The organism is Chitinophaga sp. 05T412, from assembly GCF_056396465.1.
Genome location: NZ_JBFTLN010000007.1, coordinates 211001 through 233542 on the forward strand (window position 1 = coordinate 211001; position 22542 = coordinate 233542).

Consider the following 22542-nt stretch of genomic DNA (forward strand, 5'->3'; position numbering starts at 1 on the left):
AGTCAAAGGTATTTTGGGGTTATGACAACCTTATGTCAGCAGTGATTTGCTATTTTAATTTTTTTTTGATGGCCTCCTTTTACCTGGCATAGGCCCTTATTTGCAGGGAAGATGGGTTCAATACCTTCACCTCCGTCCCGGTGGCGGTGAGCAGGCCGGTTTTCGGATGCCGCTTAAATACCACGATGTTGCCACTGCGTTGATTTGCCACCAGCAGGAATTTGCCGGTAGGGTCAATCGCAAAATTCCGTGGATGTGCGCCCCGGGTCGACTCCTGTCCGACTTGGTTCAGGGTACCTTTTTGCGGATGAATAGCATAAATAAAAATCATATTGGCATCCTCGCGGGTGGAGGCATATAAAAATTTACCATCTGGGGAGATGTGAATGTCAGCGCCGTTGTAGTCCGCTGCGGGTGATGGCAGGTGGGCGCTAATACCCTGTATACTATCCAGGCGGCCGGGATGATAACGATAGGTGGTGACGGTACCGCTTATTTCGTTGATGCAGTAAGCATAAGGTAAGGTAGGATGAAACGTAAGGTGACGGGGGCCGCTGCCCGGGGCAGTAACCGTATACTGCGGCGTGGCGGGTTGCAGCGGGGCCGGCTGGTCAGGAAATAACTGGTATGCCCTGATTTTGTCGGCGCCCAGGTCGGGGAAAAATGCGTAGTGGTTGTCTGGCGCAAATACGGCGGCATGTATATGCGAGCTGGTTTGACGGGGTAAAATACTGCTGTCGCGGAATGTGATCGTCTGGCGGGCGGGTGCGATGTGCCCGTTTGCCTCCAACGGAAAAATGGAGAGGCTACCACCGGTATAATTGGCGCAGAGTAGCCATTTGCCAGCTTTGTCTACACCCACATAGGCAGGATTGTCGCCTCCGCTACTCTGCCGGCTCAGCAGGGTCAGTGTTTCTTTGGTACTGTCGAATGCCATGCTGCTCACGCCTCCAATATCAGGCGTTTGCGATTCTGAACAGGCATAAATGTATTTGCCGTTGGGGGATATGGTCAGAAAGGAAGGATTCAGAATACCCTTCAGTGCATACACGGGCTGTAAGGCGCCGGTGTGATCGTTGAAGCGATACAGGTACACCCCTTCTTTCTCTTTATCCCGATTATAACTTCCAACAAAAAGATAATACTGCTGGGCATTGGCCAGCAAACCCACTAGTAATGCGGCAGTAACAAGACAACAAAGTTTACGAGACACGGGCAACAGATTTAATTGTGAAATGAATTCACAAGATAATCATCTCCCGAAAAAATAATAATAGACGAAATGGTCTATTATTATTCTTCCTGATAACGTTGTCTCCCTCCGATGGATTAGTGTTGCTTCAAACGTGCATCATCCAGACTCCATTTAAATCTGGGAACGCCGGAAAGCACAAAACCTGCGCCTACGAAAACAAATACCGGATACTTAAATGGCGCATGAATGTTTAAAAACAGCGCCATACAGATGCCAAAGGTTAAGGTGAGTATGGCGCTGCCAAAGGCTACCTGTTTGGTTTTGAATCCCAAAATCAAACAAATCCCGAATATAGCTTCTGCAGTGGAAGCCAGCGCACCAGCTACATTCACCAGTGGCTTATTCAAAAAAGGGAGTATCGTTTCTGTGTAGGCAATAAAATGAGGCCAGTCGCCCCACGCCACCGCCTCCGATCCGGGGGCGCCTAACATACCCAGCCTGTCCATTACCGGCAAGATAAAGCCGATTCCCAGTGCCAAACGCAAGATTAACTGAGGATATCCTGTTGAGTCTTTCATATTTTCAAATTTATATACGCAAAAGTATCACCAACGTTGATAGCTATAGGGGACCACATTTTATTTATCGAGGGGACCAGCTGTTTTTTCCTTTGCTAAAAAAGCGGAGCGCAGCCACCTCCACAAGGTAATCATCTCCCGAAAAAATAATAATAGACAAATTTGTCTATTATTATTTTTCTGACTAGCTTTGTTACATCATGGCAAGACCAGGTAATCCAAAGGAAAAGATCATGGCCACTGCGGGCCGCCTGTTTTATGAACAGGGCTACAACGCCACCGGCATCAACCAGGTACTGGAAGAAGCGGGTGTTGCTAAAGCGAGTCTTTATACGCACTTTGGCTCCAAGGAGGAACTGGGACTGGCCTACCTGAAAGAAGCCAGGACGCAATGGTTTACAGCAATTACCGCCGTCGTGGAACAAAAAACAGGTCCGGAAGAACGTTTGCTGGCGACCTTTGACTTCCTGGAAAAACAATTGCCGTTACAGCGTTTTAAAGGTTGTCGCTTTATTAATATGCTGGCAGAAATTGGCGATGCACAGCCGGAGATGCAACAACAGGTGCTGGAACATAAGCGGAAGTTGAGACGCTACCTGCATCAGCTGCTGACTGCTATCCCTGGACAGGCGGCTGCAGGCACGGCAGACACCATTTACCTGCTGTTTGAAGGCGCTATTGTAGAAAGCAAAGTATATAAAGAAATATGGCCGGTAAAAACGGCTAAAAAAATGGTGAAGCGGCTGATTGCCATGGCTTAATTACCTGCTCACCACCACCCTATTTTTCAATGCCCGTAGCTACGGGTAATTTTTTAAATTCATTATAGACAAATTTGTCTATAACCAACGATCTAAACCATGAAAACAATGTCACCACTCTCTTTAACGGAAGCCCCCGCAGCGGCGCAACCCGTACTCTCCCAGGTAAATCGCCTGCTGGGTCGTGTACCCAACATGTACGGTGTAATGGCCCATTCGCCCGCCACCCTGGAAGCCTATGCACAGCTTAGCAATGCACTTCGCAAAGGTACACTCGGCGCTCCCATGGCTGAAAGAATTGCCCTCGCCTCAGCCGAATACAACGGCTGTAACTACTGCCTGGCCGCACATACCTACACGGGCGCCAAAGCCGGCTTATCAGAAGCCGACCAGCTGGATGCCAGAAAGATGGATTCCGTGGACCCTAAAGTAAATGCAGGCCTCGCATTTACCCATCAGCTGCTGGCAGCGCCCAACAGCTTATCGCCCAATGATGTACAAAAGCTGCAGGAAGCCGGCTATACAGAAGGAGAAGTCCTCGAAATTATCGGTAACGTGGTACGCAACATTTTCAGCAACTACGTAAACATTGTAGCCGGCACCCCGATTGACTGGCCCGCTGTTGCTCACCCTTTAAATGACAATACCCATGAAAACAGATAATATCACCGTATTACTGGACCGGCCTTTTGAAACGGCGCTGTCCCAAGCCAGAACCGCCATCACCGACAACGGTTTCCTGCTGCTCCATGAAATCAACCCACAGGCAATCCTGGCCTCTCAGCAAATCGAGATTGGCCCCGTGCGGCAATTACTGTTCTTCCACCCGGTATATATGAAACAATTGCTGGACCAGGACCCCACCGCAGTGATTGAAGTACCGCTGAAACTGGTGTTACGGGCCACGGACAAAGGAACTACCCTCAGCTACTTCCATCCAACAACACATTTTCAGGGTTATGAAGGCCTGGACACGCTGGGAAAAGAATTGCATGTAAAAGTGGAACTCATAGTGGCACAGCTGCGGAAAACGGTATAAATACCTCTTTTTTGTAAGGATCTACTGTTATCTCCGTCTAATAAGAGAACAACGGACATACGGCTTTAAATCCGTAATTTTAGGTACCTTATCAATCGTCAAAAAAGATGAAACCGATATTTCTTTTAACACTGATCCTGGCTTCGCAGATTGCCTGCCATAGCCAGACGGGCAATAAAGAACCCATGGAAAAGAACCCATATTACTCCAGAACAGACACGCGCAAACTGCATGTTACCAATGCTGAATGGAAAAAAGTATTGCCCCCGGACCTTTACGCCGTTTCCAGAGAAGCTGCTACCGAAAGACCCTTCACCGGGAAATACTGGGATTCAGACGTAAAAGGCAGCTACTACTGCGCCGTATGCGGTAATCCTCTCTTCCGTTCGGATGCCAAGTTTGCCAGCTCCTGTGGCTGGCCCAGCTTCTTCGAACCACTGAGAGCCAATAGCGTCATTTACAAAGAAGACAATTCCCTGGGCATGCAACGCACCGAAGTGCTTTGTGAACGTTGCGGTTCACATCTGGGGCACATCTTCGATGATGGTCCACCGCCTACGCATAAACGCTTTTGTATGAACTCCGTTTCGATGGACTTTGAGCCAGATCCGGGAGCGCACTGATTTTTTGAGCAGAAAGCATAAAGCAGAAAGCACAAAGCTATTGTAGCGAGTGATTATTGCGGATATCTACTCGCTACAATAGCTTTGTGCTTTCTGCTTTATGCTTTCTGCTTTACAAAATGCTCCAGAAACGCCTTTCCAAAATCCGACGCATCCAGGCGCTTATTCAGGTTGCGCTTAAAAGGACGATAAAATCCCATGGGGCCTATCCGCATGAGGTGATAAAACGGACGACTCAGGTCCTGTGAGTTAGCCAGCACAATAAACGTGAGATCTTTCTCCGGCACTTTTACAAAAAGCGCGGAATAGCCGGTCCACCAGCCGGTATGCCATACCACTTTGAGGCCTTTGTAGTGGCCAATAAACCAGCCAAGACCATATTGAATGTGTTTGCCTTTGGGCGTAACAAAAGGCGTAAATACCTGTTTCCACGTAGTATCCTGCAGGAATTTCCCGTCGTCAATAGCATTGGAATAAATTCCCAAATCCGCTACGCTGCTCATGATACCGGCAGCGGGGCCAAATTGGTAATTGAAAGTGATGGGGACCATTTGCTGGTGTTGCCAATCGTATGGTTTGGCGACACGCTGCATAAACACGGCTTTATCATATCCGGTGAGTGCGAAATTCAGGCTATCGTCGGTGCTGGGGGCCGTATTTTTAAGCGACAGCGGCACCACAATTTCCTTCATTAGTAGCTCGCCGAACGATTTACCGGAAGCCTGCTCAATGGCTTTGCCCAACTGTTGATACCAGGCGCCGTTGTAACGGAATTTATATCCCGGTTTGAACCCTTTTAAGGCCGTTCCCATTGCCGTATGCGTGAGCAGGTGCTTAATTTTGATTTTCGGATCACTTCCCCAGCGGGCGCCCAGATTGATCTTATACTTACTGATAGGATCATCCAGGCTGATTCTCCCAGCCTCCACCTGCTGCATCAGGATAATGGAGCCAAATGTTTTGGTGACAGATGCCACCTGGTAGATTGTATTTTCATCCGGTGTAATCTGGCGTTCTTTGTCTGCGTAGCCGAATCCTTTTTTCCAGATCAACTGATGCCCGTTCATGATGCCCACAGAGATGCCGGGAATGTGATAGTGTTCCCGCAGCTGCGCTATTTCCTTTTCAAAAGCGGCGATATTGGCGGTCCCCCATACACTATCCTGTGGCGTTACTTTGGCGACGGTTCGGGGAGTACGTGTAGTGCTACACGAAAAAAATAATGGCACTAATAGCAGATATAAGCCTTTGCGGAATGCGTTGGAGCAATTGATCATGTGGAGAATGGGTTTTCTCACAAAGCTGCGCCTTCAGTGGGATTTCACCTACTCATATCCGGATTTGAGCAATATAAAAACGGATTTAATTACATTTTCGCGGCCGTTTTCCTGAATTCGGAAGGCGACATGCCGGTATGCTGTTTGAATGCCCGCTGAAAAGTAGCGGGAGAACTAAAGCCACAATCGTATGCTAACCCTGCAAAGGTAAGTTGCGCCGCATCGGCGGCTAATAATTTTTCCTTAAACAGCTCAACGCGGTAAGTATTAATATACTCATTGAAGTTTTTACCCAGGTGCTGATTAAGTACTGCGGATATAGTTTTGGGAGAAAGTCCGGTATGAGCTGCTACCTGCTGCAGATTAAGCCCGGTATCCAGGTACAGGCGGTCTTCTTCCATGGCTTTTTTCAAAGACAGCAACGCCGCGTCGACCGTGGCTACCGGCAAAGGGGTGTCTGCTTTTTTATCGGTGACCAGTTGTTGATAAGAAATGATATAGCCGCGGATACCCAGCCAATAGATCAGAAGCGTCAGCGGGATATAAATGGGGTACCAGTCGAAGCGATCCAACATCATATTGGTATAGCGTGGGATCACGTAAGGCACCAGATATACCAGCCATACAGCTGCAAATGCGGCCATTCCCAGGGCAAACTGCCGTAACCAGGACCAGCCCGGTGTAACTTTGCCCGCAGCCTGGTAACGCGCCAGGTATTTGAGGGAGATGTAGGTGTATATTGTTACGGATAACCACCGGGGAATATCTGCGTATACGTTATAGTCGTCGATAAAAGCTCCCCAGGGGCCCGACACATTTTTAATTGTATGGGTATATACACCGATAACAAAAATAATGGCAATAAGAGGTGGGCCGAGGTCAATAATGGCGGGCAGGAATTGTAACCGCTCCCGGCGCCCCAATCTGAAACCGGGTTCGAGGAATGCACGAATATAAAAATACATCAGCGGCCCGAACAACATACCCGTAACCAGAGGCACAAAGTTGGACAGGAACGCCAGCCAGGGTGAACCAAACCAGTCTTTAAAACCGGCATATACCCCAAAACTGGCAGTGGCCATGAGTAAAATGAAAGCGCCCAACAGCCGGTTCGCCAACCGGTTATTCGGTGCAAAAAAAAGCAATACACTTACGATAATGCCCTGTATCGTTCCTAATAAAATAATCGTTTGTAGTAATCCTTTCATATGTGCTGATCCGGAAACCAAAATACACTAAAAATCTTTCGTGTACATGATCACTGATCGTTCCATCAATAGTTTCCTTATTTTAGGCATCTTACCCAATCCTCTAAATATCAGTTCAATGGGACATCGTACTTACCTGATTAAATCAAACCCGAAAGCATCGGCAGTGCTGTTTGAGGCCAATAACCTCCTGCCCCTTTTCTGGCTTACCCTGATGGAGGAAGATGATGTAAAACGCGCGGAACCCGCCATGAGAAAAAGATACGCCGCAATAGAAGAAACGGATGAAGATAATTTTGTAGCAGGCGAATCCCATATCTCTGTCACTAAAGAAGATGCGCTGGTCAATGCCGAAAGTAATATCCTTTTTTTTGAACATAGCTTCCCGGAAGTAATGCCACTTTATCGTGACTTCATCACCTTCCTTGATAAGAATACGACTGAACAGGATATGCTGGAGCTGGATATTTTCGCTTTGTCTGGTTTTAACAACATAGACACCTTGCTGCAACACCTCTACGAAGACCTGGATGCTTTGATGCTGGAGGACGACGAAAAAATCAGCGGCTACTTTAATCACGCAGATATCACTACCCTCATTGGATATGGCGATTTTCCGGGAGAAAATGCGGATAAGTATAAACTCCCCGCTGTTAATCGCCCTCAAGCCAGGCCTGTAGCGGTACCCCTCGCTCAATTACCGGATAAAAAAAAGTTGTTGATGAAGGGTGCGCTATCCATCCTTGTCGGCATCGCCTCGTTGTATTTACCTTACAAGGGCTACCTGAAAGAAGGTATCTCCTTCACGGTTGTTTTTTGTCTGGTACTCTCCCTGTTATTCCTATTCTGGGGATATAGGGAGCTACAATCCGCCCTTCGGAAATAAGATCACTAAAAAAACTTCTCTACCGTAAGCCCGTAGTTCATCAACAGGTTTTCCCTATCCGTGCGGTTTACTTTGTTATACGTCATAGCAGCTGTAACACTCAGCCAGGAACGGAGTTTCACGGAAAGACTGTTATTGCATTTTATAATATAGTCGTCACCGTGAATAAGTGAATTTTGTATATAGTTAGATCCTTCCAGCACCACCATATTCACAATGATCCATTTATACGACACGCGCAGGGAGTTACGCACGGTTTGATATACATCGGGAATGGTATCTTTCAGGTAAAGGTTGCTGGCTTCAAACAGCACGCCGTCGCTCAGGTTCAGGGTAGCCTGCGCATGATGGATCACATCATAGGCAATACCACCGCCGCCCTGGAAACGGCTGTTGATTTTTAACGAATAGCTTTTATCGAAATTGGCCAATGCCCAGTAATAGACTTTCTTCTCTCCCCGGTACATACTCACATCCATGGCGGCAGATACATCGTTGTTGGTCATGCTATGGTCTTGCTTACCATATACGTAACTGGCGCCGGTATTCATGGTCAGCCGTTTCTTGCTGATTTTAAAGCCCAGGTTATTATTTAGTAAGAAAGAATTCCCGTTGTTTGTTCTGTTGATAGCGCCGGTAGATGCGTATTTGATATAATAATGCACCGAGTCGCTAAATTGTGCGGAGGTGGTCAAACAATAACATAACGACAATAATAGTAAAGCTATTCTCCTCATGATCCGTAATTAAAATGCAATTTCCCGCTGCACAATTAACGTGCCTGAAGAATTTGCCATGAATTAATTATATTTATGCTATGTTCAAAACGTTTACTGGCGCTATTATCCGTCATCCCTACCTGTTATTGCTATTGGCAGTGTTGCTGACATTTGTGCTGTTGCTATTCGTCGGTCATAAACAGGTAGACATCCATTTGCATGATACAATTTTTGTAGTATCCGCCACCTTTTTGTTATGGGTACAGGTGCTAATTTTCGGAGTCATTGGGCTGCTATACTTCTGGTTCGATCGGTTTCTGCAAAAAAGAACGCTCACCTGGTTACATGTGGGCCTTACATTAGGCGCAGTATTGGGCATGATACTGGTCACTTATTGGTACCCCGATTTATTTCTAGATAATACACACCGCTATGTAATGGATGATCAGATTATTCGTCCAGACAAGCAATCGATGTTGATTTATACAGTCCTGACCTTGTCGTTTGTCATTGCACAACTGATCTTTATCGGTCATCTTATTTACGGCCTCATTCGCTACTTCCTTAAAAAACGGACACTTTAACATAAAAAACAACAAATTTTAGAGATCTTAGTCGCCTGTCACCTGCACAGCCGTATTGCTATCACCACGTAAAACAACGATATGTCATCAAGAAGGAACTTCCTGTTACAAACCGCCCTGGGCGTAGCTGCCACTACTATGGCGCCTTTCGCTGCCACGGCCGCCATCACCGGTAACAAAGAAAAAGGAACACTTGCCATCGGCATGGCCGGTTACACCTTTGCCAAATTTGACCTGGATCAGGCTATCGCCATCATGAATCGGGTGAATATTACGAACATCTCTGTGAAAGATATCCATCTTCCTATCAACAGTACTCCGGAGAAAATACAGGAAGTATTGGGGAAATTTACTGCTGCCGGCATTAAAGTATATGCGGTAGGCGTTATCTATATGAAAACAAAAAAAGCAGTAGATGAAGCCTTCGAATATGCCAAACGCGTAGGCGTAACGCTGATTGTAGGCGTACCTACACCGGAGCTACTAGACTACACCGAAGAAAAAATCAAAGCTTATAATATCCGTCTCGCCGTACATAACCACGGTCCGGAAGATGCGCTGTACCCAGGTCCTAAAAATGCGTATGACCTCATCAAAAACCGGGACCCGCGACTGGGATTATGCCTGGATATTGGTCATGCCATGAGAGCTGGCGAAGAGCCTTCCAGGGCCATTCTGGCGTATAAAAACAGGATCTTCGATCTCCACATCAAAGACGTGAGCGCCGCCGCCAAAGATGCCAAAGCCATTGAAATAGGCAGAGGTGTAATTGACTTCAAAAAACTGGTGGCCGCGCTGGACAAGATCAACTATCAGGGCGTATGTAGTATTGAATATGAAAAAGACATGAGTGATCCCCTGCCGGGAATTGCTGAATCAGCAGGGTTCTTCAGGGGTGTGATCCACACCGTTAACAGTTGATCTATTTTGTGAGCCGGGAGAATATGATTAAATTAATGATCTATTTTCTCACGCTCAAAATAGCTATATTATGCTGATTACAGTATATCTACAGGCATTGGGAGGCAAACTATTGGGACCCAATGCCTGGAATCCTGGCTACAACTCCATCTCCGTGGTAATGAATGTAGGTGGCACGCCCTTCAACTTAAACTATAATGCCAGCAGCAGTATCGACGATGGTAACATCACTCCTTTGGTGAACGGCCGTACGCCCAACCTGCTGCCGATTATTACACCCAACGATACCAACAGCGGACAGGTAGATTACCTGGCCACCGACAGCAACTCCGTATGTGGCACACTTCCATCGTACCTGGTAACAGCAATGACACCCGCGACTATCACCGCTACCATCCCCTATCCTAATTCGGATACACCCATAACAATTAACCAACAGGTAGTACTTAGTCCTACACAGGACGCCTATACGTATACCCTGATTGTGCCTGGATTGCTACTGGAGCAGAACACCGCCCCTTCCTCTTCTGAGATTTCCGTTTTCGTGAAAATGATGTGTGGCTGTCCCGTAACAGTGAATACCTTTAAAAGTTTCTGGGCGCCGGAAGATTTTGTAGTAATGGCGTACGCCACTTATGGAGAAGCAGGTGTGGTGGCTTACCAGATGCAGTTTGATATGGCCAGCAATAATTCCTCCTTCATAGCAACTATGGTAGATCCTTCATATACCAGCATTTATTACACCGCACAACAGCTGAGTACCGGTAATTATGGATGCCTGTATGTAGCCGGCTCCTGACAATAAAAAGGGGACTGTCTCCTTACGGAAACAGCCCCTTTGATTCATCATCTATCTACCTACTTAACGTTTACATTGTTGGCGGGCGCATTATCCCGAACTTCTTCGCTGGCAACAGTTACCAGTGTATCGCCGGTGGTCAGTTCCCCGAATACTTCTGTTTTCCCTTTTTCGGTACGACCGGTGGTAACAGGTATCCACTTTGTTTTTTTGTCGGCTATTTTCACCACATATACGCCTTTCGTTGAATTCAGTACCGCGGTAGTGGGTACCAGGAAGTTGCTGGCGCTGCCGGTCAGCGGTACCGCTACTTCCGCCACCATGCCGGGCAACAGGCTTTTATCGTTGTTAGCCACATCAATTTCGATGTGCTGGGCGCGGAGTTTGCGATCCAGTGCACCTGCCAGGCGTATTACTTTTCCTTTAAACTGTTTATCTGCCAGTGATCTCACGGTAAAATTCACTTCGCTCTGGTTGTTCAGGTAGCTGGTATACGCTTCCGGCACACTCACCACCAACCTCAGTTTCTTTTGTTCCTGTAAGGTGAAGATGGGCATTTCAGAGCCTTTACCGGAAGGGCCTACATAGGCGCCGGCGCTTACGTTACGGGCGGTGATCACGCCGCTGAAGGGCGCACGTATTTCCAGGTAGTTCCGGTTGTCACCTACTTCGCGATGCGCTGCTCTGGCAGCTTCCAGCTGGGCCAGGTCCGACTTCTGGCGGGCAAAAGCCACGTCCAGGTCGTTCTGTGAAATGGTACCAGGCGTTTTACTGGTTTCCAGCAGGCGGTCGTAAGTAGCTTTACTGGATAAATAAATAGCCTCCTGCGACTTCAACCTGGACTCTGCACCAGATAACTGTGAATTGATTTCAGGCGCCTCCAAGGTCACTAATAGCTGTCCTGCAGCCACCTCACTGCCTACGTCCACATTCATCTTTTTTACGAAGCTGCTGACTTTGGCGTAAAGGTCTACCTGCTGGAAAGCTACCAGCTCACCGGGAATTTGTATAGAAGAAGAAAGACTGCCTTTCTCCAGGGAGAAAGCATCCAGCGAAGGCGCTGTTTCAGTGGCGGATGGGTCTTTCCCTTCTTTAGCGCCGGAGGAGCTACAACTCTGTAGTCCTGCGGTGATTATCATTGCAGACAATAAAGGGAAAGTGATACGGAAACCGCTGTTCATAAAATATATTTTAATAGAAATTAGATGATTATGCTTTTTCGTCGGAAGGAATGTAATGTACACTCTCTTCATCTCTCGGATGCAGGGATACGCTCCGCGTGCCTGCTTTACCTTGTCCCCAGGCAAAAGCCAGCGGCAAGATAAACAATGCAGCGAAAGTTGAGGCTACGAGTCCTCCTACCACCGCGCGGCCCAGGGGAGACGACTGGTCGCCCGCTTCTCCCAAACCACTGGCCATCGGAATCATACCTACCACCATGGCTAATGCCGTCATGAGAATAGGACGTAAACGCAGCGCCGCCGCTTCTGTAGCAGATAACAGCGCATCGCCATTATGCTTGCGTAATTGCTCCGCATTGGTGATCAGTAATACCGCATTGGAAATAGATACCCCTACGGACATAATCATTCCCATATAAGACTGCAGGTTTAAGGTAGAGCGGCATAACATCAATAATGCCAGTGACCCTAATAACACCGCCGGTACTGTTGCCAGCACTACTGCTGATACTTTGAACGACTGGAAATTAGCTGCCAGCATCAGGAAGATCACGACGATGGCTACAATCAAACCACCCTGCAGGCTATCCAGTGTTTCTGTGAGCGTGCTGCTCAAACCAATCAGTTCCACATTTAAACCACGGGGCAGTTTGCCCATGGCAGCAATGGCCTTATTTACATCGGTAGTAGCGGTACCAAGATCCTTGTTATTCAGGTTAGCCGTTACCGTTAGTGTTGGCATGGCGCCGAGGTTATCCGCTTCTCCGTAAGTAGTGTCGTTGGACATGGATGCCACATCACCCAATATGGGGCGCGACGTGTTTTTCAACAGCGGGATCTCTCCCACCTGTTCTTTACTGTCCATTTTGTTTTCCGGTACCTGTACCTGTACGCTGTAACTATATCCTGCTTTTTCATCTACCCATACGTTCTTTTCTGTTAAACGGGAAGAAGAGGTTGAGGCGATGAGTGAACGGGATACATCGCTCATATCCACGCCCAGCTGGGCAGCACGAACACGGTCTACATTGATATTGAGTGCCGGGTATTTAATAGACTGCCCAATCTGCACATCGCGGAGGTAGCTGATTTTTTTCAGCTCGTCCACCATGATCTGTGCATACTTTTCATTCTGCTTTTTATCGCGGCCGGAAAACCGTACCTCTACTGGTGTTGGCGATCCCTGACTGAGAATTTTATCGGTCAGCTCAATGGGTTCGAAAGATAGTTTCATCTGCGGGTCAATCCCTTTGGCACGCGCACGKATCTTATCTTTCAATTMATCCAGATTGACTTTATAATCTTCTTTAAGCGCCACCTGCAACACGGCTTCATGCGGCCCTGCCATCCAGAGGAAAATGGGGCTGATGGAAAACAGCTGCGGATGCATGCCTACGTATGAAGAGGTGATTTGGATATTATCTTTACCTACAATGCCTCTGATTCCATCCATCAGTTGCAATGTTTTTGCTTCCGTGATTTCAATACGGGTACCATCCGGAATCCGCATTCTCAGCTGAAATTGGCTGCCATTTACTTTCGGCAATACGTCACGGCCAATACCGCTTAACAGCAATGCCACGATACCGCAAACCACTACGAGATAGCCAATCACGATAGGCCGGCGATAAGGCATCATGCGTCCAATAAAGCGCAGGTAGCGGTTTCGCAGCTTTTCGAAGCCACTCACTTTTCCATCGCGATTGCTATCGGCACGTTCTACCAATACTTTTTTCTGTTCCCAGGTATCGTGCTCTCCGGTACCGGCCAGTTCTGATGCGGCAAATTCTTCTGCATCTGACATATTGGTGCCATCGGCTTTTTTGTGGTGCTTACCTTTCATTACCCAGTTGGCCATCACCGGCACAAAGGTTTGCGCCAGGAAGTAGGAAATGATCATGCTAAAGCCAATCGCCAGGGCCAGTGGCAGGAACAATGAACCGGGGATACCACCCATGGTGAATGCCGGCGCAAATACTGCGAGGATACAAAAGAGGATCAGCAATTTCGGGAACGCAATTTCCTGACAGGCATCCCAGATGGCCAGGGCCTTGGGTTTCCCCATATCAAGGTGTTGGTGTATATTTTCAATGGTCACCGTACTCTCATCTACCAGGATACCAATGGCCAGCGCCAGCCCGCTCAGGGTCATGATATTGATGGTTTGCCCAAAGAGGTTAAGAAACAGTACCGCCGAAATGATAGAGGTAGGAATGGTGAGGATCACAATCATTGCGCCTCTTGGGTCCCCGAGGAAGAGCAGTACCATGAGCCCCGTTAGAATGGCTCCGATGGTACCTTCTGTGAGTAAGCTCTTCACGGAGTTGATCACATAGGTGGACTGATCAAATTCATAGCTCAGCTTTACATCTTCGGGTAGCTGAGCCTGCATTTTTGGAATAGATTTCTTCAGGTTTTGTACCACTTCCCAGGTAGATGCATCGGCACTTTTGGCGATACTCAGGTATACAGAGCGTCTGCCGTTTACCAGTGCATAGCCGGCCGTAATATCGGCGCCGTCTTCCACGGTCGCTACATCACGCAGATACAGATTTTGTACATCTCCCTTAAACAATGGAATATTTTCAAAATCTTTGATATTACGGATAGTGGTATTGGCGGAAGTGATATAGTTGTTATCGCCGATGCGCACATTCCCTGATGGCGCCGTTTGGTTATTCAGGCGCATGGCTTCCACCAGCTGATCAGGCGTGAGGTTATGCTGACGCAGCAATACCGGGTCTGCTTTGATCACCACGGTACGCACGTTTCCACCAAAGGGCGGAGACGCCACCAGACCGGGGATAGACGTAAACGAGGAACGTACATATACGTTCGCCATATCGAGTAATTCGTTGTTGCTGCGCTTATCACTGCTAAGTACCAGTTGGCCTACCGGCAGTGTGGAAGCATCAAAGCGAATGATAAACGGTGGATTGGAGCCTGGCGGGAACGCCGCCTGTATCCTGTTGGAAAATGCGCTGACCTCCGCCGCCGCCTGGGCCATGTTGGTGCCGGGATAGAAGTTGATCTTCATCAGCGTAAGGCCCTGGATGTTCTTGGTTTCAATGCTTTTGATCCCGTTTACAAACAGGAATATGTTGATATATTGTTTGGCGAAAAAGGCTTCCATTTGCACCGGCGTATAACCGCCGAAAGGATGCGATACATAGAGTACCGGCATGTCCAGCTTAGGGAAGATGTCGACCTTAATCGTATTGACCGCTTTTATCCCGAAGAAAAACAGGCCGGCAACAAGTACCAGTATGGTAATAGGTTTTTTAAGTGCGAAACTGATTAAGTTCATAATAACGACGTGTTGATAAATAAAGCCATAAAATGGCGTCCGTTTAACGAAAGCGATCTGCGCTAGTTCTCAAATATGCTAAAATCCCCTACTGCTGCTGCTTTCAGCAATAAAGCCTGCCACACATTGCTATAGGCGATGTCTTTGTCTGTTTCTGCCCGGATGAGTACATAGAGCGCCTGTGTAACATCTACCAGGTTCGTCAGCCCGTTTTTATACAGTACTGATTTCTGGAGATAGGCATCTGACGCAGCTTTCACCTGTACAGGCACTTCCCGGTAGTTATCCAGGGCATTCTTTATTTTAATATCTGAGAGGTCCAGTTGTGCACGAATTTGCTGACCGGCGAGTTCGTATTCATACTGTAACCCTTTGCTGATCTGTTGTTGCGCCCGTACCTGTCTGGATATACGGAATGGCTGGGTGATATTCCAGGTAACGCCTACACCCAGCAAATAGTTGGTGCGCGTAGGTTTCACGCCATCCCAGTAGCCGTGGGAGTAGTCGGTTTGATCCGCTGCATAACCGGCGCCAAAGCCGGAGCCACGTGTCTGCAACAGGCCTACCAGTGAAAAGGCCGGGTAGTAAAGTGTTTTCGCGTATTTCGTTTGTTCATCGCTAAGAGCAATGCGACTTTTATACCATTGCAACAGCGGGTGACTATCCGGGTTGAAATTTGGTTGCGGCATCACTGGAATACGCGTCATATAGGTAGTATCTACCGTAAATGATTGTGGTGTTACGCCCAGCAGTTGCGCCAGTTGATTGCTTTGTTCCTGCTCAAAATCTCTCGCTTTGGTAAGTGCAATTTTAGCGCTGGAATATTCTGCATTGGCCTGGGAAGAGTCTACGCCGGCGATGAGGCCATTTTTCACGCGGGTCACTACCACGCGGCGGATGGTATCTGCGCGTTGCAGGTTTTCTTCATAGGAACGGGTGAGCTGTTGTGCTGCCACGAGGTTTAAATAAGTGGCCGCCACTTTAATTTTGTGCTTAAAAATCTCTTGTTGCCAGTCTTTATCGTTCTGTGTGGCGGCCGCTACTGCCGTTTTCACCTTTTCTTTTGCTCTGCCAAAGGCAAAGAAGTCCCAGTTGATGTTAGTAAGATATAATGCGCCGAAGGCGGCATTCCAATTCTGATGATCGAGTGATGGTCCGGCAGAAGCGGCACTGAGGCCTCCAAAGCCGTACAGGGGGCCATTTTGACCATTAATAGTACCATAGTCCTGTTGTACTCCTACGTTGACATTAGGCAGGTAATCGCGGCGTGCCTGCGATACCTGTTCGCGTGCAGCCGCCGTGTAGCTGGCTTTGGCTTTGATAGTGCCGTAATTGGCGACGGCGGTATCAATGGCCTGCTTAAGGGTAAACACCTGCTGTGCATCTGCCTTGTATCCGGTTAGTACCGCTGCAAACGCCAACAGGCAATATTTTTTACTCCACATGAATAACTAGATTTTACGTTGAAAATACCTTGAGGGATATTTCAACTGCAAAATGACAGTATCATTTTGAAGTAACTTTGAAGGAAATTCAAAATTGATATTTTTTTAGGGAGATGGATACCTAGGCATTTATCTCCGCCGCTGTGGGCAAGGGTTCGCCGTTCATCACATTTGGTGCATCTTCTTTAAAAAAGTAAAGATGTACCCGATGCCAGCCATTGATATAGGTGTAGTCAATGGTATAATTATTCACTTCACAGATTTGCTTTACAATCGCTAATCCCAGACCAATACTATCGTTACTCTGATTACTTTTCTTAAATCGCTGGAATAGTTCGCTGGTAGGTATTTGTGGTGGCAGACCGGTATTGCTGACACAAAGTTCCCGCCGGGTGAGTAATACCTCTATTTGTCCCCCATCGCGATTATGCCGGATGGCGTTGCTCAACAAGTTGTTCATCAGCATTTCTGCCAACGCCGGGTGAATGTTCAGAGACACGCCTTTATCCAGATCTGTCACTAATTTAATTTCCCGCATCAGGAGCCAGTCTTCATAAGTGGCGATCACTTCTTTGGTAACACGGCAGAATTGCAGGCTCTCCGTGGTTCTGAACTCCTGATTTTCCAGCTTGGTGAGCAGGATCAGCGAGCGGTTGATATGCGACAACTTTTCAATGGCATTCTGCATATCCCCTATCAGCGCGGCCTGCGTGTGGTCGATATTGGTTTCAGAAAGCAATTCTATTTTGCTGCGGATCACGGCCAGCGGTGTTTGCAGTTCATGCGACGCATTTTCGCTGAATTCCTTTACTGCTGCATAGTCATCCATGGCTTTATCCGTCATTTTACAGAGGAAAGCATTCAGCTCTTTAAATTCAGTAGTGCTGGTTTGGGGGAGTTGTATTTTCTTTTTTTGCTTCAGGTCAAAAGCATGAATGGCTTTCATGGTGCGACGCAGCGGAGAAAATATTTTGCCGGAGATCAACCGGGCGGTGACAGACACCGCGATGGTGAGCAATACAATTTTCCATATTACGGCGGTAAGCATTCCCTGAAATATTTCTTCTGACTTAATCACATAATTGAAAGAAGAAATTTTATAGTGCTGTGCCCCTACTTCATAGTAAGAGTTCACGGTGATGCGGCATTCCTTCTGCCCCAGGTCTTCTGCCACATAATTATCTTTGCTGACAGTAACCCGTTCCGCAGGTAAAGCGCCCGGCAACAGGCTGATTTCAATAGGGCGCCCATGGGTATAGCGGTCCGGCTTTTCGCCTTCGCGGAGCTGTTGGGCCACCCGGTCGTTCACCACCTTCATCCGCTCTATTTCCGCCTGATCCAGGTGTTTTTTGATATTATTCCGGGAGATGATCATGGTAACAGGCGTTACCAACAATACAACACCGATAAACCAAAGCGTTATTTTATTGAGTAGCTTCATGTTTTGGATGTATTAAACTTATAGCCCAAGCCATATACCGTTTCAATGTAATCTGTTCCTTCTACCGCACTGATCTTCTTTCTCAGGTTTTTTACATGTTGGTAAACGAAATCAAAGTTAGCCAGGTTATCGGTATAATCCCCCCAAAGGTGGGCGGCAATAGACTGCCGCGATAATACGCGGTTTTTATTGACCACAAAATACAACAACAGGTCAAATTCTTTGCGGGTAACATCCAGCAGGATATCATTCACGGTGGCTTCCACCGTATCGGTATTCAGTACTATTTCGTTGAAAGTAACCAGGTTATTATTACTTCCTTCCAGTTTTTTCCGGCGGTAAATAGCCCGTAGCCGGGCATGCAGCTCCGGCAGGTGAAAAGGTTTGGTGACATAATCATCCGCCCCACGTTCCAGCCCGTTTACCTTATCATCCAGCGCATCTTTGGCGGAGATGATGAGTACCCCGCTGTTGATGTTCTCTTTACGGATGTAATTCAGCAACTCCAGGCCGTTACCATCTGGCAGCATGATGTCCAGCAGGATACAATCGTAGGAGAAAAGCGACAGCTTTTCCCGCGCCGCTTCGAAGGTATACGCCAGCTCACAGATATACTTTTCGCCGTTGAGATAATCGGATATCCCGCTGGCCAGTTCCTTGTTATCTTCTACAATCAATACTTTCATAATAACATACCTGGTGTGAAGGTGCTATGTAAATTTATAGCAATTTTGAAGTTTTGGGGAAGATGGAAGGCCCAAAAACGAAACATCCCTACAACAAAAGCGCTGCAGGGATGTTTAACCGGTTTTAAAATGGCTCAGGAACCGAATATCTCTTTCAATTTCTTATTCATGGCCTCATCATCTTCTCCACCGCCGCCATAGCGACCAATAATCATCCCTTTGGGGTCTATCAGTATTTTAGTGGGCAGCGAATGAATGCCATAATAGTCACTGGTATCCTCCGGATTAGGCAAGTTCTTCTCGCGTTTGCTCCAGTCGAGCCCGCGGAGTACATGCCGCCAGATGCCAATACCATCCTGTGCTACAGCCTTTTTCCAGGCGTCCGGGCTGCTGTCGTCATCAGAGATACCGATGATTTCAAAGCCTTTGGCGCTGTACTTACCATATAACTCTTTCAGGTGGGGATTTCCTTTGCGACAAGGACCACACCAGCTGGCCCAGAAATCCAGCATCACATATTTACCTTTAAAATCAGCGAGACTAATCGTTTTGCCGTTGATATCCGTTTTGGTGAACTCATAGGCTGTACTGCCCGGAGAGCCAGCCCGCAAGCCATCCAGCTCCTTTTTGATTTCGAGGCCATCGAAGCTTTGCTGCATGGCGGGTGACATTTTTGCGTAATATGCTTCCCCCTCTGCTAGTGGCATACTGCTTACACGATAACGCAAAAGCTGTGCAGATACATATGCGTTGGGATTTTGATCGAGGAAGGCCTTATCAATTTTCTCCATTTCATCGTAGTAAGGTTCCATTTTTGCCTTTATGCCGTCGAGCTTTGTTTTGTACGACTCGAGTACCGCATCCGGCTTCTTTGCCCGGCTGGCAGTAATGTATTCATCATTCAGCTTCTCGAATGCATCAGACAATGGTTTCAGTTTCTTTTGCACCGGCGCACGGGCGGCAGTGAGCTTCTCCTGGTCGGCCTGCGACTGTGAGCCGGTGAGTTTAGCATCTTTCAGCTTACCGGTGCTGGATTTCAGCTCCATGGGTGCCGCATCCATAAAGAAAGAGGTGAAGTCCCCTTTTCCATACATCGCGGCTTTTTTATCGACGAACATCCTGCCTTCTACCGGCTGCACCAGCTGTCCATGGAAAGTAAACTTTCCGTTTTTAGACATCGTGCTATCCATCCCGTATCTATCCGTACCGTTGGCATAACTGAGGTATACGTAGCGGTCAGGCAGCCCTTTAATATCTCCCTTAAGGGTAAATGGTTGTTGTTGTTGCGCCATAGCAGCTACTTGCAGTAGTACCAGGGGAACAGCGAATAAAGTATGCTTCATGGATTTTATTTTAATAAATTATTACTTAAGTATTGCGGCCAATTCGGTGTGTAGCTTAGCGCCTCTTAATTCCTTTGCGATAATGATGCCCTGCGGATCTATCAGGAAAGAACAGGGAATGGCCTGGATGCCATATTCCCGGGCTACTTCATTGCGGAAGCCTTTCAGGTCGGATAACTGCATCCAGGGCATGCCGTCTTTGGCAATGGCTTCTTTCCATTTGTCGGCTTTGTCATCCAGTGATACACCTACGACGGTGAAGTTCTTATCCTTGAATTTATTATAGGCTTTCAGCACATTGGGGTTCTCAGCGCGACAAGGACCGCACCAGCTGGCCCAGAAATCCAGCAGTACATATTTGCCTTTGAAATCGGACAAGCGCACGGGCTTCCCGTTCACATCTGCCTGTGTAAAGTCGATCATCGGCTGACCGATAGCGCTTTTCTTAATCACGGCCAGTCGTGTGGCGATTCGTTTACCCACCGCCGTTTGTTTTGCGGCCGGTGATAATAACTGGTATACGCTGTCTACTGGTGCATATTCTCCGAAGGTGGCCATCTCAGACACGAGATCTAAACTCACCGGGCTTTCCGGATGTGCTTTTATATAAGCCACGGAGCGCGCCCTGTTCTGCGCCCGCAACGCTTCAATCTGGTTTTCCAGCGCTAATTCAGCGGTATCATTCCCTTGCACGGTCTGGTATTTTGAATAGAGCGTATCGCGCTGTGCAGAAAGATCTTCTACTGATTTCTGATAGGCTTTATAAGCGTCCTGTGAAGCGGAGCCGGTGATCTGCAGTTGATCTACCGAATCAATGTTGCCTTTGATGGTTACCGCCGCATTTTCCATGAACAACTCTATATAACGGGAGGAGGTCATGATATAAATTTTCTGCGGTGCTTCCATGTTGCCGGTCCAGGTAAACTGCCCATCTTTTACCCGTACGGTATCTGACTTAGCGCTATCTGCTACGGGGATAGACAGATATATTACGGAATCTTTCAGGCCGGCGATGGTGGCGTTGATGCTGGCCACGGGCTGCTGTGGCTGATGACAGGCGACAGCGAGTAAAGCAGCGGCGGAAAGTAATTTAGCATGGATCTTCATATGTGTTATTATTTTTGATAACCTGGGTTTTGATCACCAATAGCTGGATTCGACACAAATTCCTGGTGCGGAATGGGCAAGATATATTTGATAGGATCTGCTGCAGTAGGACGCAGTTCCTTGATCATTGCCGGCGGAAGACGCAGTAACGCCATCCATTCCTGTCCGTCTTCTGCCACCAGGTTTCTGGAGGTTTCCAGGTACAGTTGTTTCAGCATATCGTTGGTGCTATTGGCGTTGTCTACTGCCGTGAAATCTGTTACTCCTGCATGTGACAGGATATTTTTGAGGATACCGCGGGCGGTGGCAATACTACCACCGCTACGCACGATGGCTTCCGCTTTCAGCAGGTATACTTCCGTCAGGCGGAAGGCATAGGCAGTTTCTGACACCGTTGTAGGTGTACTCCCCTCCTTAATGTATTTCAGGAAAAAGTAGGTGTCATCCAAATCAGGATTGGCAGAACCTATCATCCAGGCGCCACGCGGATCATTCTTCAGCAGGTCTTTCAGTGCAGTCTTTGCTATATACAAAGAAGAAGCACCCGGCCAGAATTGCTTGGAAACGTTATAGTAAAAGCTTTCCTGATTTTGCTGTGGTTTGATACCGAGCATCACTTCCGGGCTGGACAGTCCCTTTGTATAAAAAATATCTTTCGTTTGTGGTTCCAGTGTATATCCACCATTGAGGAGGATGCTGTCGGCCAGGTCTATCACCTGCGGATAATCAGCCGGCTGACCATGGCTCATCAACACCCGCATCTTCAAGGCCATAGCGGTCCAACGCGTAGCATAAAATGCCGGGTTCTTCGCCGGTGCATTGGCAATAGCATCGTCGACATCTGCAAGGATAGCTGTATAGCTGTCTTTCACAGAACTACGTGCTTTGGATACCCCTCCTACTGTTACAAATTCATCCCGCAGTAAAACACCGTAAGGGCTACTTAAATTAAACCATTGGCCGAAATAACTCAGCAATTTAAAGTTGCTGTAAGCACGGAGGAAATGTGTTTCCGCCAGAATTTCCTTTTTACGGTTGCCAACAAAGGCTTTATCCTCCAGGGCAGTTACACCTTTGATCAGGCCGTTGGCAGCGTTGATGGTTTGGTAAGAAGGCGCCCAGTAGATGGCTGAGAAAGAAGACCGGTTTGTATAATTATTATTTTCTGCATCATCTTCGTCATAACCATATCCAAGATAGCCAGCATAGATAGCGGGTCCTACTTCATTGTTCTGCCAATTCGTTACATTATTGTCGGCGTTTACGTTGGCAAAACGGTAATAAACACCATTCAGCGCTATTTCAGATGTACGCTGATCAATGATGGTATTTCCGTCAACTTTGGCATTTTCGGGTAACTTTCCCAACTCCTTTTTGCAGGATACTCCTGTGATCAACACCGCACCCAGCATTACATATATGATCCTTTTCATAATCTCTTT

Annotated in this window: 21 protein-coding genes; 8 read left to right on the top strand and 13 right to left on the bottom strand. The window is 47.5% G+C overall.

Features of this window, described 5'->3' with window-relative positions:
* Positions 1-79: 79 nt before the first annotated feature.
* Positions 80-1213: a lactonase family protein gene (locus AC1DFM_RS17260; protein WP_477077982.1), complete on the bottom strand. Its 1134-nt coding sequence runs from the start codon at positions 1211-1213 to the stop codon at positions 80-82.
* 116 nt (positions 1214-1329) lie between these two features.
* Positions 1330-1773 carry a hypothetical protein gene (locus tag AC1DFM_RS17265; protein WP_477077983.1) on the bottom strand — a complete coding sequence of 148 codons (444 nt, stop codon included), beginning with the start codon at positions 1771-1773 and terminating at the stop codon, positions 1330-1332.
* A gap of 200 nt (positions 1774-1973) precedes the next feature.
* Here AC1DFM_RS17265 and AC1DFM_RS17270 point away from each other — a divergent pair, with 200 nt between their 5' ends.
* The 4 genes from AC1DFM_RS17270 to msrB all read left to right on the top strand — a co-directional run bounded on the left by AC1DFM_RS17270 (position 1974) and on the right by msrB (position 4196).
* Positions 1974-2534 carry a TetR/AcrR family transcriptional regulator gene (locus AC1DFM_RS17270; RefSeq protein WP_477077984.1) on the top strand — a complete coding sequence of 187 codons (561 nt, stop codon included), beginning with the start codon at positions 1974-1976 and terminating at the stop codon, positions 2532-2534.
* Positions 2535-2642: 108 nt separating this feature from the next.
* Complete coding sequence (locus tag AC1DFM_RS17275; protein WP_477077985.1) at positions 2643-3197, top strand: carboxymuconolactone decarboxylase family protein; 555 nt, start codon at positions 2643-2645, stop codon at positions 3195-3197.
* On the top strand, positions 3184-3573 hold the full coding sequence (locus tag AC1DFM_RS17280) for a DUF302 domain-containing protein (RefSeq protein ID WP_477077986.1): 390 nt from the start codon (positions 3184-3186) through the stop codon (positions 3571-3573). Before AC1DFM_RS17275 ends, AC1DFM_RS17280 begins: the two co-directional genes overlap by 14 nt.
* Positions 3574-3680: 107 nt before the next feature.
* Positions 3681-4196, top strand: coding sequence for a peptide-methionine (R)-S-oxide reductase MsrB (gene msrB / locus AC1DFM_RS17285; protein ID WP_477077987.1), 516 nt, complete (start codon positions 3681-3683; stop codon positions 4194-4196).
* 98 nt (positions 4197-4294) lie between these two features.
* Here the strand turns inward: msrB and AC1DFM_RS17290 are convergent, their stop codons facing one another.
* Both AC1DFM_RS17290 and AC1DFM_RS17295 read right to left on the bottom strand, forming a co-directional pair.
* A complete protein-coding gene (locus tag AC1DFM_RS17290; protein ID WP_477077988.1) occupies positions 4295-5473 on the bottom strand; it encodes a serine hydrolase domain-containing protein in 1179 nt (392 codons plus the stop codon).
* 89 nt (positions 5474-5562) lie between these two features.
* Positions 5563-6681, bottom strand: a complete 1119-nt coding sequence (locus AC1DFM_RS17295; RefSeq protein ID WP_477077989.1) for a helix-turn-helix domain-containing protein — start codon at positions 6679-6681, stop codon at positions 5563-5565.
* 46 nt (positions 6682-6727) lie between these two features.
* Here AC1DFM_RS17295 and AC1DFM_RS17300 point away from each other — a divergent pair, with 46 nt between their 5' ends.
* On the top strand, positions 6728-7567 hold the full coding sequence (locus AC1DFM_RS17300) for a hypothetical protein (RefSeq protein WP_477077990.1): 840 nt from the start codon (positions 6728-6730) through the stop codon (positions 7565-7567).
* 5 nt (positions 7568-7572) lie between these two features.
* Here AC1DFM_RS17300 and AC1DFM_RS17305 read toward each other — a convergent pair whose 3' ends face one another.
* Entirely contained in the window at positions 7573-8304 is a 732-nt protein-coding gene (locus AC1DFM_RS17305; protein ID WP_477077991.1) for a DUF481 domain-containing protein, read from the bottom strand.
* 80 nt (positions 8305-8384) lie between these two features.
* Here AC1DFM_RS17305 and AC1DFM_RS17310 point away from each other — a divergent pair, with 80 nt between their 5' ends.
* The 3 genes from AC1DFM_RS17310 to AC1DFM_RS17320 all read left to right on the top strand — a co-directional run bounded on the left by AC1DFM_RS17310 (position 8385) and on the right by AC1DFM_RS17320 (position 10590).
* On the top strand, positions 8385-8870 hold the full coding sequence (locus AC1DFM_RS17310; protein ID WP_477077992.1) for a hypothetical protein: 486 nt from the start codon (positions 8385-8387) through the stop codon (positions 8868-8870).
* 81 nt (positions 8871-8951) lie between these two features.
* Positions 8952-9791 (top strand): sugar phosphate isomerase/epimerase family protein, encoded by an 840-nt coding sequence (locus tag AC1DFM_RS17315; protein ID WP_477077993.1) that lies wholly within the window; start codon positions 8952-8954, stop codon positions 9789-9791.
* 70 nt (positions 9792-9861) lie between these two features.
* The gene (locus AC1DFM_RS17320) at positions 9862-10590 is read left to right on the top strand and encodes a hypothetical protein (RefSeq protein WP_477077994.1); all 729 of its coding nucleotides are present in this window, start codon (positions 9862-9864) and stop codon (positions 10588-10590) included.
* A 59-nt stretch (positions 10591-10649) separates the two neighbouring features.
* Here AC1DFM_RS17320 and AC1DFM_RS17325 read toward each other — a convergent pair whose 3' ends face one another.
* The 8 genes from AC1DFM_RS17325 to AC1DFM_RS17360 form a co-directional block, all read right to left on the bottom strand.
* Positions 10650-11771, bottom strand: coding sequence for an efflux RND transporter periplasmic adaptor subunit (locus tag AC1DFM_RS17325; protein ID WP_477077995.1), 1122 nt, complete (start codon positions 11769-11771; stop codon positions 10650-10652).
* Between the two features lie 28 nt (positions 11772-11799).
* Complete coding sequence (locus AC1DFM_RS17330; protein ID WP_477077996.1) at positions 11800-15078, bottom strand: efflux RND transporter permease subunit; 3279 nt, start codon at positions 15076-15078, stop codon at positions 11800-11802.
* A gap of 62 nt (positions 15079-15140) precedes the next feature.
* Complete coding sequence (locus AC1DFM_RS17335; RefSeq protein WP_477077997.1) at positions 15141-16523, bottom strand: TolC family protein; 1383 nt, start codon at positions 16521-16523, stop codon at positions 15141-15143.
* A gap of 121 nt (positions 16524-16644) precedes the next feature.
* A complete protein-coding gene (locus AC1DFM_RS17340) occupies positions 16645-17964 on the bottom strand; it encodes a sensor histidine kinase (RefSeq protein ID WP_477077998.1) in 1320 nt (439 codons plus the stop codon).
* A complete protein-coding gene (locus AC1DFM_RS17345) occupies positions 17961-18650 on the bottom strand; it encodes a response regulator transcription factor (RefSeq protein WP_477077999.1) in 690 nt (229 codons plus the stop codon). Before AC1DFM_RS17345 ends, AC1DFM_RS17340 begins: the two co-directional genes overlap by 4 nt.
* 134 nt (positions 18651-18784) lie before the next feature.
* Positions 18785-19993 (bottom strand): redoxin domain-containing protein, encoded by a 1209-nt coding sequence (locus AC1DFM_RS17350; RefSeq protein WP_477078000.1) that lies wholly within the window; start codon positions 19991-19993, stop codon positions 18785-18787.
* A gap of 21 nt (positions 19994-20014) precedes the next feature.
* On the bottom strand, positions 20015-21100 hold the full coding sequence (locus tag AC1DFM_RS17355; protein WP_477078001.1) for a redoxin domain-containing protein: 1086 nt from the start codon (positions 21098-21100) through the stop codon (positions 20015-20017).
* Positions 21101-21108: 8 nt separating this feature from the next.
* On the bottom strand, positions 21109-22533 hold the full coding sequence (locus tag AC1DFM_RS17360) for a RagB/SusD family nutrient uptake outer membrane protein (protein WP_477078002.1): 1425 nt from the start codon (positions 22531-22533) through the stop codon (positions 21109-21111).
* Positions 22534-22542 lie beyond the last annotated feature (9 nt).

Excerpts from the sequence above, each read along its gene's own strand:
- AC1DFM_RS17265 (WP_477077983.1), bottom strand. The coding sequence starts at position 1,773 with ATGAAAGACTCAACAGGATATCCTCAGTTAATCTTGCGTTTGGCACTG.
- AC1DFM_RS17270 (WP_477077984.1), top strand. The coding sequence starts at position 1,974 with ATGGCAAGACCAGGTAATCCAAAGGAAAAGATCATGGCCACTGCGGGC.
- AC1DFM_RS17275 (WP_477077985.1), top strand. The coding sequence starts at position 2,643 with ATGTCACCACTCTCTTTAACGGAAGCCCCCGCAGCGGCGCAACCCGTA.
- AC1DFM_RS17280 (WP_477077986.1), top strand. The coding sequence starts at position 3,184 with ATGAAAACAGATAATATCACCGTATTACTGGACCGGCCTTTTGAAACG.
- msrB (WP_477077987.1), top strand. The coding sequence starts at position 3,681 with ATGAAACCGATATTTCTTTTAACACTGATCCTGGCTTCGCAGATTGCC.
- AC1DFM_RS17290 (WP_477077988.1), bottom strand. The coding sequence starts at position 5,473 with ATGATCAATTGCTCCAACGCATTCCGCAAAGGCTTATATCTGCTATTA.
- AC1DFM_RS17295 (WP_477077989.1), bottom strand. The coding sequence starts at position 6,681 with ATGAAAGGATTACTACAAACGATTATTTTATTAGGAACGATACAGGGC.
- AC1DFM_RS17300 (WP_477077990.1), top strand. The coding sequence starts at position 6,728 with ATGATCACTGATCGTTCCATCAATAGTTTCCTTATTTTAGGCATCTTA.
- AC1DFM_RS17305 (WP_477077991.1), bottom strand. The coding sequence starts at position 8,304 with ATGAGGAGAATAGCTTTACTATTATTGTCGTTATGTTATTGTTTGACC.
- AC1DFM_RS17310 (WP_477077992.1), top strand. The coding sequence starts at position 8,385 with ATGTTCAAAACGTTTACTGGCGCTATTATCCGTCATCCCTACCTGTTA.
- AC1DFM_RS17315 (WP_477077993.1), top strand. The coding sequence starts at position 8,952 with ATGTCATCAAGAAGGAACTTCCTGTTACAAACCGCCCTGGGCGTAGCT.
- AC1DFM_RS17320 (WP_477077994.1), top strand. The coding sequence starts at position 9,862 with ATGCTGATTACAGTATATCTACAGGCATTGGGAGGCAAACTATTGGGA.
- AC1DFM_RS17325 (WP_477077995.1), bottom strand. The coding sequence starts at position 11,771 with ATGAACAGCGGTTTCCGTATCACTTTCCCTTTATTGTCTGCAATGATA.
- AC1DFM_RS17335 (WP_477077997.1), bottom strand. The coding sequence starts at position 16,523 with ATGTGGAGTAAAAAATATTGCCTGTTGGCGTTTGCAGCGGTACTAACC.
- AC1DFM_RS17340 (WP_477077998.1), bottom strand. The coding sequence starts at position 17,964 with ATGAAGCTACTCAATAAAATAACGCTTTGGTTTATCGGTGTTGTATTG.
- AC1DFM_RS17345 (WP_477077999.1), bottom strand. The coding sequence starts at position 18,650 with ATGAAAGTATTGATTGTAGAAGATAACAAGGAACTGGCCAGCGGGATA.
- AC1DFM_RS17350 (WP_477078000.1), bottom strand. The coding sequence starts at position 19,993 with ATGAAGCATACTTTATTCGCTGTTCCCCTGGTACTACTGCAAGTAGCT.
- AC1DFM_RS17355 (WP_477078001.1), bottom strand. The coding sequence starts at position 21,100 with ATGAAGATCCATGCTAAATTACTTTCCGCCGCTGCTTTACTCGCTGTC.
- AC1DFM_RS17360 (WP_477078002.1), bottom strand. The coding sequence starts at position 22,533 with ATGAAAAGGATCATATATGTAATGCTGGGTGCGGTGTTGATCACAGGA.